This window comes from Allobosea sp. P2_A10, from assembly GCF_056405115.1.
In genome coordinates this window covers 36,541-49,537 of record NZ_JBFUCS010000025.1, presented here as the reverse complement: position 1 = coordinate 49,537, position 12,997 = coordinate 36,541, and the positions used below count along the sequence as shown (strand labels likewise).

17 protein-coding genes are annotated in these 12,997 nt (G+C 64.5%); 12 read left to right on the top strand and 5 right to left on the bottom strand.

Annotation, left to right across the window (positions count from 1 at the left end; translation table 11 throughout):
* Positions 1-15: 15 nt before the first annotated feature.
* Positions 16-177 carry an ATP dependent DNA ligase gene (locus tag AC1DZY_RS24120; protein ID WP_476822694.1) on the top strand — a complete coding sequence of 54 codons (162 nt, stop codon included), beginning with the start codon at positions 16-18 and terminating at the stop codon, positions 175-177.
* Positions 178-179: 2 nt separating this feature from the next.
* On the opposite strand, the gene AC1DZY_RS24115 is transcribed toward AC1DZY_RS24120, so the two are convergent.
* Genes AC1DZY_RS24115 through AC1DZY_RS24100 form a run of 4 tightly spaced genes read right to left on the bottom strand, consistent with a single transcriptional unit; the run spans position 180 to position 1,289 of the window.
* Complete coding sequence (locus tag AC1DZY_RS24115; protein WP_476822692.1) at positions 180-446, bottom strand: DUF7696 family protein; 267 nt, start codon at positions 444-446, stop codon at positions 180-182.
* Between the two features lie 39 nt (positions 447-485).
* Complete coding sequence (locus tag AC1DZY_RS24110; protein ID WP_476822691.1) at positions 486-647, bottom strand: hypothetical protein; 162 nt, start codon at positions 645-647, stop codon at positions 486-488.
* Between the two features lie 22 nt (positions 648-669).
* The gene (locus tag AC1DZY_RS24105) at positions 670-1,041 is read right to left on the bottom strand and encodes a hypothetical protein (RefSeq protein ID WP_476822690.1); all 372 of its coding nucleotides are present in this window, start codon (positions 1,039-1,041) and stop codon (positions 670-672) included.
* On the bottom strand, positions 1,038-1,289 hold the full coding sequence (locus tag AC1DZY_RS24100; protein WP_476822689.1) for a hypothetical protein: 252 nt from the start codon (positions 1,287-1,289) through the stop codon (positions 1,038-1,040). The genes AC1DZY_RS24105 and AC1DZY_RS24100 overlap by 4 nt, the downstream gene beginning before the upstream one ends.
* A gap of 56 nt (positions 1,290-1,345) precedes the next feature.
* Here AC1DZY_RS24100 and AC1DZY_RS24095 point away from each other — a divergent pair, with 56 nt between their 5' ends.
* The 9 genes from AC1DZY_RS24095 to AC1DZY_RS24055 all read left to right on the top strand — a co-directional run bounded on the left by AC1DZY_RS24095 (position 1,346) and on the right by AC1DZY_RS24055 (position 9,472).
* Positions 1,346-1,573: a hypothetical protein gene (locus AC1DZY_RS24095; protein ID WP_476822688.1), complete on the top strand. Its 228-nt coding sequence runs from the start codon at positions 1,346-1,348 to the stop codon at positions 1,571-1,573.
* Positions 1,570-1,944 carry a hypothetical protein gene (locus tag AC1DZY_RS24090; RefSeq protein WP_476822687.1) on the top strand — a complete coding sequence of 125 codons (375 nt, stop codon included), beginning with the start codon at positions 1,570-1,572 and terminating at the stop codon, positions 1,942-1,944. Before AC1DZY_RS24095 ends, AC1DZY_RS24090 begins: the two co-directional genes overlap by 4 nt.
* A gap of 67 nt (positions 1,945-2,011) precedes the next feature.
* Positions 2,012-2,563, top strand: a complete 552-nt coding sequence (locus AC1DZY_RS24085) for a hypothetical protein (protein ID WP_476822686.1) — start codon at positions 2,012-2,014, stop codon at positions 2,561-2,563.
* 26 nt (positions 2,564-2,589) lie between these two features.
* Positions 2,590-3,252, top strand: coding sequence for an SOS response-associated peptidase (locus AC1DZY_RS24080; RefSeq protein WP_476822685.1), 663 nt, complete (start codon positions 2,590-2,592; stop codon positions 3,250-3,252).
* On the top strand, positions 3,245-3,901 hold the full coding sequence (locus AC1DZY_RS24075; protein WP_476822684.1) for a hypothetical protein: 657 nt from the start codon (positions 3,245-3,247) through the stop codon (positions 3,899-3,901). The genes AC1DZY_RS24080 and AC1DZY_RS24075 overlap by 8 nt, the downstream gene beginning before the upstream one ends.
* 291 nt (positions 3,902-4,192) lie before the next feature.
* The gene (locus AC1DZY_RS24070; RefSeq protein ID WP_476822683.1) at positions 4,193-4,804 is read left to right on the top strand and encodes a DUF3800 domain-containing protein; all 612 of its coding nucleotides are present in this window, start codon (positions 4,193-4,195) and stop codon (positions 4,802-4,804) included.
* Positions 4,805-5,815: 1,011 nt separating this feature from the next.
* A complete protein-coding gene (locus AC1DZY_RS24065) occupies positions 5,816-6,508 on the top strand; it encodes a hypothetical protein (RefSeq protein ID WP_476822682.1) in 693 nt (230 codons plus the stop codon).
* Positions 6,509-6,689: 181 nt separating this feature from the next.
* Positions 6,690-7,082 carry a hypothetical protein gene (locus tag AC1DZY_RS24060; RefSeq protein ID WP_476822681.1) on the top strand — a complete coding sequence of 131 codons (393 nt, stop codon included), beginning with the start codon at positions 6,690-6,692 and terminating at the stop codon, positions 7,080-7,082.
* 542 nt (positions 7,083-7,624) lie between these two features.
* Complete coding sequence (locus AC1DZY_RS24055) at positions 7,625-9,472, top strand: ABC transporter ATP-binding protein (protein WP_476822693.1); 1,848 nt, start codon at positions 7,625-7,627, stop codon at positions 9,470-9,472.
* Between the two features lie 6 nt (positions 9,473-9,478).
* On the opposite strand, the gene AC1DZY_RS24050 is transcribed toward AC1DZY_RS24055, so the two are convergent.
* On the bottom strand, positions 9,479-9,865 hold the full coding sequence (locus tag AC1DZY_RS24050) for a c-type cytochrome (RefSeq protein ID WP_476822680.1): 387 nt from the start codon (positions 9,863-9,865) through the stop codon (positions 9,479-9,481).
* A 239-nt stretch (positions 9,866-10,104) separates the two neighbouring features.
* Here AC1DZY_RS24050 and AC1DZY_RS24045 point away from each other — a divergent pair, with 239 nt between their 5' ends.
* Both AC1DZY_RS24045 and AC1DZY_RS24040 read left to right on the top strand, forming a co-directional pair.
* On the top strand, positions 10,105-11,967 hold the full coding sequence (locus AC1DZY_RS24045; protein ID WP_476822679.1) for a TRAP transporter large permease: 1,863 nt from the start codon (positions 10,105-10,107) through the stop codon (positions 11,965-11,967).
* The gene (locus AC1DZY_RS24040; protein WP_476822678.1) at positions 11,967-12,953 is read left to right on the top strand and encodes a TRAP transporter substrate-binding protein; all 987 of its coding nucleotides are present in this window, start codon (positions 11,967-11,969) and stop codon (positions 12,951-12,953) included. Before AC1DZY_RS24045 ends, AC1DZY_RS24040 begins: the two co-directional genes overlap by 1 nt.
* Positions 12,954-12,997 lie beyond the last annotated feature (44 nt).

Here is a 12,997-nt window from a genome sequence, read left to right as displayed (position 1 = left end):
GTCGAAAAGCCGGCCTTGCCGATCAAGGCGAAGGGGACCGTCTGGCTGTCACCAGTCCTGCCCGCCGAAATCGCCTTCCGAGGCTGGACCGACGACGACAAGCTTCGCCACGCCTCCTTCAAGGGCCTGCGCGAGGATGCGGATGCAGGCGACGTCTATGAAATTAGCGACCGCTGACATCAGTGCGGCCTCGCGACAATTTGCTCGTATCGCTCGATAGCCGCCCGCAGCGCAGCGACAGCAGCCTCACCCCGAACGCCCTTGATCCCGCGATCGTCGCCCGTCCCGCCGGGCACCCCATCGAGGAAGGTGTTGCGCTTACCGATCGGCATCATTGCGAGATAGTAGACCTCGGTCTCGTGCTGCCATTCGCCCGACCAGGTTGAGACCTCGCGGCCGGCCAGATGGGAATAGGCCATGGGCGGATTGTCGGGCGGGAACGACATCGGCGATCTCCTGAGCGGCCGGGGATTATTGCGCGCGCGTCACGTCCGCCACTGCCTCACCGTGTCCCATATCTCGATCGCCAGCACGAGTTCGACCAGCTCGCGCTCTTCCTTCGATCCTTCCGTGCACCCCAGCAGGGCTTGGGTTCGCTCGACGACTTCCTGATACTGCGCGTCGGATTCGATCTTGATCGTGGGCATCGCGTGGCTCCGTGGCGGAGCGTCAACTGAGATCAGGGTTCCTGGTTCCTTCGCGTTGCCGGCGGCTGCGGGCATCCTGTGCGTCCAGCCGCGCGCAGTGGTCGAGATGGCGCCGCCACCAGTCGTCGCCGATTTCCGACCGGTAGATATCCCAGGCGCAGCGGAAGGCTGCCATGGCGTGGTCGCGGGTCGCCTCGCGGCCGTGCTTGCAGGTCAACTGCGATGCCGGCGTCGCCATCGTGATCGACCAGCTCCATGGCGCGTCGTCGCCATGGAAGTGCGTCTGCAGAACGATCGATCCGACGGTCGTGCCTTCGCACATGACCGTCCAGAATTTGTCGCGGTCCCATTCGGGGATGAAGCCCGAATCGGAGCGCCGCAGGCTCAGCGTCACAGCGCCCTGATCTCCTCCTCGAACTGCTCGGGGATCTGGCCGTGGCGCGCCAGTACCTCGATCGCGCTGACCTCGCCGGTCTCATCGTCGGCGCAGACATGCACCACGGCAAGGCCCTCGGCCGTGCGGCCCAATCGCTCGCCATCCCGCAGGGCGTGATGCTTGGTCTTGGCCGGCACGCGCTGGGCCGGCACGAGCTTCTTGCGATGGGTCTTGAACGGCTGGAGGAAGAATGTGTCGACGTTCATGGCTTGACTCTCCGGGGCGCGTTCGTTCTCATTACGTTCTCATTTCGAGGAACGCAATGACCGCCGTGAAGCCGTCCCTTTCGCCCATCGACGACGCSATGCGGCAGGCCGAAGCRGTCGAGGTGCTGGCCGAGTTTGGCGGCGACGCGCTGGCYGCAATCCGCGCTCTCCTGGACGATCAGGCGACGCTCATCGYCGATGCCCAGGAGGCGATCTCGCGCGGCTATYTGCGCGGCCGGTTCGCMGATGGCGCCCGACGCCAGCAGGTAGACGATGAACCGTGAGCGGCAGCGACGATCCGCCGGACCTCGCAACGCAGCTCTTCCGCTATCCATGGGTGGTCGTCCGGCTGCGCTGTCATGTCTGCCCCCGCCATGCCGAGGTGCGCCTGGCGGCGCTGGCGGCGCGCTACGGCCATCGCGTGCCGGTCCGGCAGGTGCTGCACGGCTTCATGTCGGGCTGCCCGTGGTGTCCGTTCACGGAGCTGCGCAAGCCGCAGAAATACGGGATGCGCTGCGGGGCCTATCTGCCGGACCTGAATTCGGGTCGGCCGCCCGATCTCCCGCCGGCGATGACCGGGCTGAACCTGATCGAGGGCGGCAATGACGACATGCTGCCGGCCCGCCAGCGCAGGGTCGGTGGCGACGATGCCTAGCCTATTGACGCGGCGATCCCGCCGGACGCGTATTGGCCAACGACTAATGCGACGACCGGGATCTCAGATGAAACGCTTTTCCTTCGTTGTTGCCGTGATGCTCGTTGCTGGCTTCAGTGCCGATGCCGCGCAGGTGACGAAATCGGGCATGACCGTGACGGTACGGGGCTCGATCGGGCCGGGTGACGACGCCACGTTTGCAGCAGCCGCTCCGCAGGGAAGCTATAGAACGGTTATCCTTTTGAGCCCTGGCGCTGGTGAGGGAGGGCTCCCGGCTGCTATCGAAATGGCCCGCAGCATCAAGGCCATTGGCGCAACGACGTTGGTCAACGCCGGTAGCCTTTGCGGAAGTGCTTGCACCTTGTTGTTCGCTGCTGGGACAGAGCCCATCTACGGCGGCGGATCGCGGGTTGTCGAAGGTGTCGGCTCGAAGGGGCAAAAGGGACTCGGTTTCCATCAGAGCCGTTCACCTCGCGGCACGGCGACAATGGCTGCGGCCTATTCGGAACTCGGCGTTCCTGCGGGTGCAGATCTAGCGAGCCGGTCGCCCTTCGAAACCCTGTATTATGTATCAGGAGCGACCGCGCTTTCGACTGGCGTTGCTACGAAACTGAAGTGACCGGTGTTCGGTATGGTGCGTGAGCGATGTGCAACCTCTACAGCATGACCCGCAGCGTCGACGCGATGCGCAAGCTCTTCGCGAAGTTCGACGCGCCCGACACCAATCTGCCGCCGCTGCCGGGCATCTTTCCCGACTATGCGGCGCCGATCCTCCGCAACCAAGGTGACGGCGTCGCCGCGCTCGCGATGACGCGCTGGGGGATGCCCTCGCCGCAGTTTGTGCTGGCCGGCAAGAAGACCGATACCGGCGTCACCAACGTCCGCAACACTAAGTCTCCGCACTGGCGGCGCTGGCTCGGCGTCGAGAACAGATGCCTGGTCCCGTTCTCGAGCTTCAGCGAGTTCAACCGCGACGCCGGCGGCGACATCTGGTTCGCCTTCGACGAGACGCGCCCGCTCGCCTTCTTCGCCGGGATATGGACGCCGCAATGGAAGAGCGTCCGAAAGGTCAGGGAAGGCGAGGTCTCGGCCGATCTCTTCGCCTTCCTGACGACCGATCCGAACGCCGAGGTCGGGGCGATCCATCCCAAGGCGATGCCGGTGATCCTGACGACTCCGGAGCAGTGCGAGACCTGGATGACGGCCGAGTGGCCGATCGCGAGCTACCTGCAGCGCAAGCTGCCCGACGAGAGCCTGCAGATCGTGGCGCGCGGCGGCAAGCGGGATAGGGCCGCCGCCGATGCCTAACAGCCTTATCGAATATTGGTCGCGTCTTGGTCCTCATGATCTGATTCATCCCGATGATCGAGCGACATGGGATCGGCTCGCTCCTACCTTCAGCCCGTGCTTACCGACACCCTATTATGGTCGTCTCGCCGACGCTCCAGTCGTGCTCCTGTACCTCTCACCGGGGCTCTCGGATCAGGATCTGGCAGAGGCTCGCGATCCCAAAGCCCAGCAGCGCTACGTGCGGATCAGAGCGGGGCAGGAGCCCCTAGCGACGGCTGAAAACTGGAAGGATCTGTGGGACTGGTGGACGCCACGCACGCGCGTCTTCGGGAAACCAGACGAGCTTCGACAGCGCGTCGCCGTTTTGAACATCTCGCCCTACAAGTCGAAAGATTTCACCGACCATGCCGCGTTGGCCGCTCTGCCTTCATGTCGTGCCACGATAGAATGGGCGCAGCGCGTTCTGTTCCCCGATGCGGAGGCCGGCAGGCGCGTGGTCGTCTGCCTCCGCGCGGCTCAATGGTGGGGTCTCACCGCGGGCAAGCGGTACGGATCCAGCCTGTTTGCCCCGCTGGTCAACCGCGCAGGGCATATGGTGAAGGGCGATGGGGTGGACCGGGACCATGTGATAGCGGCCGTGAAGGCGGCGGCCGGGTCTCCGCAATAGGATAAGGCTGATTTCGATAAGCCCGATTGGGGGTGCGCCGGCACCGGGCCAGGCGCCGCCACGGCGCACGCAAGCAAGATCGACTGAAAGAGGCAGGCGATCGCACGCTGACGACCCCCACGCTTCGTGTCGGGAAACGAGATTGATGCGCGGTTGCAGCTGCCGCCGCGTCTTCGACGAGCCGCCGGCGACCGTGGATGTATCGGCGCCGGCGGTGGAGGCCTGTGGATTGCATCGAATAGCGCAGAGCGCGCTTGCGCAAATCATGATTCGGCATGCACGAGATCGGGCATGCTTATTTTCATCGATGAGTCTGGCGATGCCGGCTTCAAATTGACCAAGGGTTCTTCGCCGCATTTCGTCGTCGCGATGGTCGCTTTCCATGACCTTGATCAGGCGACGAGAACGGCGGCTGCGATCGACACGCTGGCTGATCGGCTTCGTCTTACCCAAGAATTTAAATTTGGGAAAAGCCGATCAGAGGTGCGCGACGAATTCTTTCGCGCCGTTATGCCGTTCGATTTCTGCGTGCGCTCAATCGTCGTCCGAAAAGAATTGATCTACAGCTCTCATCTGAGGTCGGACAAAGAGGCGTTCTATAGCTTCTTCGTGAAGTCGATGCTGACGTTCGACAACGGCTTGCTTGCGCAAGCAAAGGTGGTGATCGATGGCAGTGGCGAACGCGCTTTTCGTCAAGAATTAGCAGGTTACCTGCGACGCTATACCGGCCCAGGCGCTGTCCGGAAAATCAAGTTTTCCGATTCGAGCAGAGATCGTCTCGTGCAGCTCGCTGACATGTGCGCCGGAGCCATCGGCCGCGCCCAACGAAAGGACCGGGACAACGCGCAGCGTTGGCTGAGCGCCCTCGAGCCCAAAATCCAAAATATTTGGCATTTTCGATGAAGGGTGCGACCCGCTTGCCTAGATCAGCGACTGCTGACCACGCACGCCATCCGGCGACAATTCGGCAAGTGGGTCGGCTTGACGGTGCTAATGTTGGGCAGGGAACGTGAATGTCAAGTTAACGTTTGAAAGCTCCAGACAACCTTGCGAGCGCGCATAAGGATGGCCGAAAATCACGCAAAATCGCAAGATTCTCCGCTTTTTTTGCTGCGTGAACTTGGTGTGGTTGCCCTCACTAGGTTGAGGTCGCGCGGGGCGTAAAGAAGGATGAGGCGGTGATCGTGTCTGACGAGCCTGGGCACCGCTGCTTTCCCTGGGTGACGGTGAGGGCGGGTTTCGCAGATGATCCGAACGCCTGATACCCCGAATAAGGCGCAGATCGCCCGCGACGCTCTTTACGCGGAGCTGTGGTCTAAGCCGGCGCAGGAAATAGCGAAGCGGCTCGGCGTGTCGGGTTCCTACCTAGCGCGCATCTGCACCGCACTGAACGTCCCGCGCCCACCTCGGGGCTATTGGGCGAAGAAGGCAGTCGGCAAGGCAGCTCGGCCACCGAAACTGCCCGCTGCCGCTCCTGGAGATCAGCTGTTTTGGACCAAGGAAAACGGCTTGACCTTGCCGGCAACGAGGCACGAAAGACGCGCTCAAAGCCGAACTCCGGCGCGCTCGCCTCGGTCCCCGCTACACCCCCTGCTCGTTGGGGCGGAGGAGCAATTCCGAAAGTCCTATATCTGCTCCGACGACGAATTCCTCAGACCCACCGCTCGAAGACTACCTGATATCTCCTGCTCGGCGTCCGGTCTGCATCATTCGTTAGACGTCGCGAATAAGGTCTACCAAGCTCTGGAACGTTGCGGATTCCGTGTTCGGCTAGCGCCGCCGGAAGAACCGACGCCGTCTTGGCGGGCTGAAAAACAGGAGGTTGCCTCCGAACAACGAACAGCTCCGAACCACCGCGGAGGTGTGGTGTGGGTCCCCAGTAGGTCCACGGTCGCATACGTCGGACCGTTAGCGGTGGCCCTTGTTCTGACTGAGATGACCGAAATCGTGGAGGTGCTCAATATAAATGGTCAGTACGTCCGCGATTGCACGAACACGCTGGCGCGAGCCGCTGGCGTCCGCTGGTTGACTGAGAAAGTGACTTTCCTGAGCGGGCGGTGCCGCATCCTCGCGTTCACGCCCGCGCCGTTCGTTAGCTGGAGCCGAACCTGGGACGAGACGCCGAAGACTTCGATCACGGCCATGCTACCAAAGATCGTAAATGAGCTCAGAGATTTGCACCTGCAGGCTCCGGCTTTAATGAAGCAGGCGGCTGAGGATGCAGCCGAAGCGCAGAAGGCATGGGCAATAGAATTACAAAAATTCGAACAGCAGCGCCTGGCGCAACAGCTGATCGAATCCGCCGCTCGTGAAAGCCGGTTGCGGGCGAGGGATGCGCAGCGCGTTTCCGAGGCTCGGGTCGAAAGCAAGCGGCAGCTCGAAGAGATCATAGCGAAATGGGCGGCCGCAGAGGCAGCGGACCAATTTTTCCGTAGCGCAGAGATGCGGCTAGCCCAAGTTCCAGACGAACGTCGACCGCGGCTTCAGCATCGGCTTGATCTGGCGAAGGAGGCTTTCGCGGGAATTGATCCGCTCGATGCACTGGAGCGCTGGCTGTCGGCGTCGGAGATATACCGGACGCAGTTTCCGACTGATGATGACCAGTGATCAGCCTAGCCTGGCGCAGTAGGGCCGTGAAATCAGGCCTTCCAGCGTTTTCGCTCGCTCCGTTCAACGGGCCTCTCGCCTGACAAATTATATTGGCATAGCGAGTCTTCTCACGACCGTTGCAAATTCCGCTGGGGCAGGCCAGAAATGCCCACACACTCACCCACGGCAGAAGGCGGCGATGACCGGCGGCCAGGCACTCACGCTTACGACCCTGCTGGCTGCAGCGGCGATATTCGGATGCTGTGTTGTCGTCGCGTACCATATCGCTTGGGACGACGAATTCTTTCGATCCATGATGAATGCCGGGTGGAAATTTGGCGAGTCCGATCGGCTGGCGGCCGCTGGCATTACGGTGTTCCTAGCGTTCGGGACTTCGATCGCGCTCGTTCAAACACAACAGAGCATAATGGGCTGGCTAGTAAAGCGCGAGCTGCAGCGTCTTCAGGAAAACTTCCGGGATGTCGAGATGGCTCTCGGCACCGATGCTGCGGAGGCGTTCTTGGCCTACAAGTCGGGGCAATTGGGCAACCGAACTGCCAGTGCAAAACTCACTGGCGCGATCTTCGGTTGAAGCTCTATCTTCTGTCGCGATCATTCCAACTAAGGTGTCAAAATGTGCCGTTCTTCGGGACACATAAGTTGGAACGCTCGTTGATTTTGCTGTAAAACCCTCATGCCTTCCAAGCTGAATACGAGGGTTCGATTCCCTCCACCCGCTCCACATCTTGTCCGCGCAAACCAGAGTTTGGTCCGAGGCGCGCCGCGAACCGGTATTCTGCCCGATTGCCCCGACAGGCCGCCGACGAAAGGTGTGTCTGCGCCTCCGCCGACGGCCGTCCTGCGATGACCGACGCGACACCAGCCAAAGCGGCCCTCGATGCCGACGGCCCCGCCAGGCGGCTGCAGTGTCATTTCATGGTATCCCGTGTTGCCATAACCGGCGCGGAAATACTGTTCTGACGGCGACCGCTGCTTCCTGATTCCGTCGTGAGCGCCGGCATCGCCGGTCAGTGACCCACTATCCCCTTTTCCCCGAGACCTGCCGGAATGCCTCAAACAGCCCGCCCTGACGACGCATCGACCGGCTCACGCGCCGGGCCATCGCCCGGGCGGATGCAGCCGGGCGCCGCCAGGTCCCTCAAGGAACGGGTCGGCGCGCTGCGCAATCTGCGTCCGTTCATGGCGATGGTCTGGCGCACCGCTCCGCTGCTGACGGCGTCCTCGCTGCTGCTGCGGCTGGTGCGCGCGCTGCTTCCGGTCGTGACGCTGTTCATCGGCAAGCTGATCATCGACGATGTCGTGCTTCTGCTGCAGCAGCCGGACCGGCCGGCGACGCTGGCGCAATGGTGGCAGAGCGGGCGGCTGAACGGGCTTTGCCTGCTGATCCTCGCCGAGTTCGCGCTGGCGGTGCTGGCGGATGTGCTCGGCCGCGTCGTCTCGCTCGTCGACGGGCTTTTGTCGGAAACCGTCAACAACGCCTCCAGCGTGCGGTTGATGGAGCATGCCGCGACGCTCGATCTCGAGGATTTCGAGGATTCGGAGTTCCAGGACCAGCTCGAACGCGCCCGCCGGCAGACCAGCGGCCGGCTCTCGCTCTTGGGTCAACTGTTTGGACAGGCGCAGGACATCGTCACGGTCGCAAGCTTCGTGGCCGGGCTGATCGTCTATGCGCCCTGGCTGATCGTGCTGTTGCTGCTGGCGCTGGTGCCGGCCTTCCTCGGCGAGACCCATTTCAACGCGAAGAGCTATTCGCTCGATTTCGGGCGCACGCCGGAGCGCCGCGAACTCGACTATGTCCGCCAGACCGCGGCCAGCGTCGAAACCGCCAAGGAGGTCAAGATCTTCGGCCTCAACGGCTTCCTGATCGAACGCTACCGGCGTCTCTCTGCTATCTTCTACGCGGGCAACCGCAGGCTGGCGCTGCGCCGCGCCGGTTGGGGCGGGCTGTTCACCACGATCGGAACGATCGGCTATTATCTCGCCTTCGCCTATATCGTCTGGCGCACGCTGGCCGGCGAATTCTCGATCGGCGATCTGAGCTTTCTCGCCGGCTCGTTCCGGCGGTTGCGGGCGCTGCTCGAAGGGCTGTTGTCGGGCTTCTCGATCACCGCCAGCCAGGCGCTCTATCTGAACGACCTCTTCGCCTTCTTCGAGGTCAAGCCGGAAATCCTCTCGCCTGCCAACGCGCTGCCGCTGCCCCGGCCGATCCGGCAGGGTTTCGTCTTCGAGGATGTCGGCTTCATCTATCCCGGCGCGGAGCGCTGGGCGGTGCGTCATCTCAGCTTCACGCTGCAGGCCGGCGAGGTGCTGGCGCTGGTCGGCGAGAACGGCGCCGGCAAGACCACTTTGGTGAAGCTGCTGACGCGGCTCTACGATCCCGACGAAGGCCGCATCCTGCTCGATGGGCGCGATCTGCGCGAGTACGATCTCGAGGCGCTGCGCGGTGGCATGGGCGTCATCTTCCAGGATTTCGTGCGCTACAACCTGACCGCCGGCGACAATATCGCGGTCGGCCGGATCGAGGCCCGCGAGGACCATGGACGCATCGCGCGCGCCGCCGAGCGCAGCCAGGCCGACGAGGTCGTCGCCCGGCTGCCCGCCGGCTACGACCAGATGGTCGGCAAACGCTTCAAGAACGGCGTCGAGCTCTCCGGCGGCGAATGGCAGAAGATCGCGATCGCGAGAGCCTATATGCGCGAGGCCGCCGTCCTCGTCCTCGACGAGCCCACGGCTGCGCTCGATGCGCGCTCGGAGTTCGAGGTGTTTCAGCGCTTCAAGGAACTGAGCAAGGGCAAGACCGCCGTGCTGATCTCGCACCGCTTCTCCAGCGTGCGCATGGCCGACCGAATCCTCGTGCTCGCCGGCGGCAAGGTCGAAGCGCAGGGCAGCCATGACGAACTGGTCGCGCAGGGCGGCCGCTACGCCGAACTGTTCGAGCTGCAGGCGGCCGGCTATCGCTGAGGCCGTCTACAGCTTCTTGCCGTCCGCGCCGAACTGCTTGAGGTAGGCCGTCAGGTCCCTGATCTCCTGCTCGTTCTTGATCCCGGCGAAGATCATCTTGGTGCCGGGGATCTTCGCCTTCGGGTCCTTGATGTAGTCAGCGAAGACAGCCTCGTCCCAGGTGATGCCCGAACTCTTGTTGGCGGACGAATAGCTGTAGCCCTCGACCGTGCCTGCGGTTCTCCCGAAGACGCCGTTGAGCTGAGGCCCGATCAGGTTCTTGGCGCCTTCGCCGGTCTGGTGGCAGGCCCGGCACTTGTTCCAGGAGCGCTCGCCGGCGGCGATGTCCTGCGCCTGGGCTGCGTTGGCGGCGAAGGCGGCGGCGATCAGGGCGGCGCTGGTCAGCAGTTTCATGCGGCGTCTTTCATTCGTCGGATTAAAGCATCGGCAAAGGGCGGCACCGGGCCTGATTCAGCAGTGCTCGCGCCTGTTCCATATTCCCGACCGGGGCCCTCCAGCGCAACGCGTCACTTTCGCCCGCTCTCGAAAGGGCTGCGCGATGCGACGCAATGCGGTAGGCCGTCGCAACGCCGGGCTCGACGCGAGCCGGGCTCCTGCCTCAATCCGGTCGCCGCTCTTCTCCCGCAGACATCATGAGCACATCCTCATCACAGATCGCCGCGACGCCGGGCCGATTGCGGCTCGCGCGGGCGCTGGCCGGCGTCGTCGCGGCGCTGGAGATTGCCGGTGCGCTGATCCTTGCGTTGCTGTTCTGCGTCGTGATGCTTGCGGTCATCAGGCGTTATGCGCTTGGCGGCGGGCTCGTCTGGTCCGACGAGTTGGCGATCTGGCTCAATGTCGCGCTGGTGGCGGTCGGCGCGCCGCTGGCGGCGACGAGCGCGCTGTCGATGCGGCTCGACGTGGTCGTGCGCCTGCTGCCGGCGCGGGGGCAGGCGCTCGCAGCGATCCTTGCCGACGCGGTCGCGGTGCATGGCGCGCTGGTGCTGGCGATCGGCGGCGCAAGTGTCGCGGCGCTGGTCGGCGGCACATCGACCGTGCTGGGCCTGCCGGAAAGCCTGCGCTTTGGCGCCTTTGCGGTCGGTGGCGGCCTCACCGTGCTCGTCGTGCTCTGGCGCGCCGCGCTCGATCGCTCCATGGCCTCGGTGCTGGCCTCACTCGTGCTGGGCGTCGCGCTCTATGCCGCTGCGCAGTTTTCGACCGGCCTGTTCGTCTCGACACCGAGCCTCATCGCGGCGCTCGCGGCAGGGCTTGGCCTGCTGCTGGGCGCGCCCTTGCCCTATGCGCTGCTGGCCGGCGTTTCGCTGACCGGGGCGTTCGGTGGGCTGCTGCCCGAGCCTGCGATCGTGCAGAACACGGTTTCGGGCGTCTCGAAATTCCTGCTGCTCGCGATCCCGTTCTTCCTACTCGCCGGCGAGTTGCTGACGACCGGCGGGCTGGCCGAGCGGCTGGTGCGCTTTGCCGCCGCGCTGGTCGGGCATTTGCGGGCGGGGCTGGCGCAGACGGCGCTGGTTTCCAGCGTGCTGTTCTCGGGCGCTTCGGGCTCTTCGGTGGCGAACGCCGCCTTCGGGGCCAAGGTGATGGCGCCGACACTGATCGCGCGCGGCTATCCGCCGGCGCATGCGGCGGCGATCGTGGCGGGCGTCTCCATGCTCGACAACATCATCCCGCCCTCGATCGCCTTCCTGATCCTGGCGACGGCGACCAATCTCTCGGTTGGGTCGCTGCTGGTCGGGGGCTTCGTCGCCGGCGGCGTGCTGGCGCTGGCGCTGGGCGTCGGCCTTCATCTCAGCGTGCGCGATGTCGTCGACGCGGCTCCCAGGGCGAGCGGGCAGGAGCGCGTGCGGAGTCTCATTGGCGCGCTGCCAGCGATCGGACTCGGCGTGGTCGTAGTCGTCGGCATCCGCTTCGGCGTGGTGACGACGACCGAGGCTTCGGCGCTGGCCGTCGCCTATGCGCTTACAGCCTGCCTCGCCTTGCGCAGCCTGAACGCCGGCACCGTGGTCCTCGCGTTGCGCAAATCGGCGACGGAAGCCGCCGCCGTCGGTATGCTGATCGGCGCATCCGCGCCTTTCGCCTTCCTGCTCGCGCTCGACCGCGTATCGGACCAGATGGCAGGCCTCGTGACCACGCTTGGCGGCGGGCCTTACGCCGTAATGCTGCTGTCCAATCTCGTGCTGTTGGTGGCCGGGCTGTTCCTCGATATCGGCGCGGCGATCCTTTTGTTGGCGCCGCTGCTTTTGCCGGTCGCGATCGCAGCGGGGCTCGATCCGATCCAGTTCGGCGTGATTCTCGTGGTCAATCTGATGATCCACGGCTTGACGCCGCCGCTGGGAATTCTCGTCTATGTCGTCAGCGGGATCACGCGCGTACCTGCCGGCGACGTCTTCCGGGCGGTGCTGCCGCTGCTGGCGAGCTTGCTCGTCGCGCTGGCGATATTATGTCTCGGCGCGGCCGCCTGGCCGTCGCTGCCGCCGTCGTTCAAAGGACTGTTTTGATGTCGCCCACCCGCCGCATGGTCACGTCTGCCCTGCTGGCCGCGCCAGCGATCCTGTCGTCGCGCGCCGGCCATGCGGCCGGCCGGCCGGTCACCGTCGCCTCGCTGTTTGGCGAGGACAAGCCGGAGACGAAAATCTGGCGCAGGATCGCCGAGACGCTGGGTCGGACCGCACCTGGCCGTTTCGACCTGCGCATCGTCGGCAATGCGGCGCTGGGCGGCGAGAAGGAGGTCGCGGAGGGCATGCGGCTCGGCTCCGTGCAGGCCTCGCTCTCGACGATCTCGGCGCTCTCGGGCTGGGTCCCCGACAGTCAGATCCTCGATCTGCCCTTCCTGTTCCGCGATCGCGAGCACCTGAAGCGCGTGCTCGTCGGGTCGCTCGGCGACGAACTCAGAGGCAAGTTCGAGGCGCAGGGCTTCGTGGTGCTCGGCTTCATCAATTACGGCGCGCGCCATCTGCTGGCGAAGGAGCCGATCACGACGCCCGCCGGCATACGGGGCAAGCGCATCCGCGTGATCCAGAGCCCGCTCCACACCGAACTGTGGTCGGGACTTGGTGCATATCCGACGCCGATCCCGATCCCCGAGACCTATAATGCGCTGAAAAGCGGCGTGGTCGACTGCATGGATCTGACCAAATCGGCCTATGTCGGCTTCAGGCTGCATGAGGTCGTGCCGTATCTGATCGAGACCGGGCACATCTGGGCTTCCGGCGTGATCTTCGTCTCGGCGGCGTTCTGGAAGGCGCTTTCCGCCGACGACAAGGCGGCGCTGGCCGCTGCGGCGGCCGAGGGCGTCGGCTATTTCGACGAGTTGATCGTCGCCGACGAAGCCGCCTCGATGGCGAAGGCGGCGGCCGAGGGCGGCAAGGTCGTGCAGCCGCAGGACCGTCCGGCCTGGGAGGCCGGCGCGCGCAAGGTCTGGGCGTCGTTTGCGCCAAAACTCGGCGGGATCGAGAGGATCGAGGCGGTCGCCAGCACGGCATAGGTTCTCGCACCCGCGAGATGACTTGCCTGCCGCCGCGATGGCAT

Coding starts and splice junctions, on each gene's coding strand:
- AC1DZY_RS24060 (WP_476822681.1), top strand. CDS start 6,690: ATGACCGGCGGCCAGGCACTCACGCTTACGACCCTGCTGGCTGCAGCG.
- AC1DZY_RS24055 (WP_476822693.1), top strand. CDS start 7,625: ATGCAGCCGGGCGCCGCCAGGTCCCTCAAGGAACGGGTCGGCGCGCTG.
- AC1DZY_RS24110 (WP_476822691.1), bottom strand. CDS start 647: ATGCCCACGATCAAGATCGAATCCGACGCGCAGTATCAGGAAGTCGTC.
- AC1DZY_RS24085 (WP_476822686.1), top strand. CDS start 2,012: ATGAAACGCTTTTCCTTCGTTGTTGCCGTGATGCTCGTTGCTGGCTTC.
- AC1DZY_RS24070 (WP_476822683.1), top strand. CDS start 4,193: ATGCTTATTTTCATCGATGAGTCTGGCGATGCCGGCTTCAAATTGACC.
- AC1DZY_RS24100 (WP_476822689.1), bottom strand. CDS start 1,289: ATGAACGTCGACACATTCTTCCTCCAGCCGTTCAAGACCCATCGCAAG.
- AC1DZY_RS24080 (WP_476822685.1), top strand. CDS start 2,590: ATGTGCAACCTCTACAGCATGACCCGCAGCGTCGACGCGATGCGCAAG.
- AC1DZY_RS24040 (WP_476822678.1), top strand. CDS start 11,967: ATGTCGCCCACCCGCCGCATGGTCACGTCTGCCCTGCTGGCCGCGCCA.
- AC1DZY_RS24050 (WP_476822680.1), bottom strand. CDS start 9,865: ATGAAACTGCTGACCAGCGCCGCCCTGATCGCCGCCGCCTTCGCCGCC.
- AC1DZY_RS24115 (WP_476822692.1), bottom strand. CDS start 446: ATGTCGTTCCCGCCCGACAATCCGCCCATGGCCTATTCCCATCTGGCC.
- AC1DZY_RS24075 (WP_476822684.1), top strand. CDS start 3,245: ATGCCTAACAGCCTTATCGAATATTGGTCGCGTCTTGGTCCTCATGAT.
- AC1DZY_RS24045 (WP_476822679.1), top strand. CDS start 10,105: ATGAGCACATCCTCATCACAGATCGCCGCGACGCCGGGCCGATTGCGG.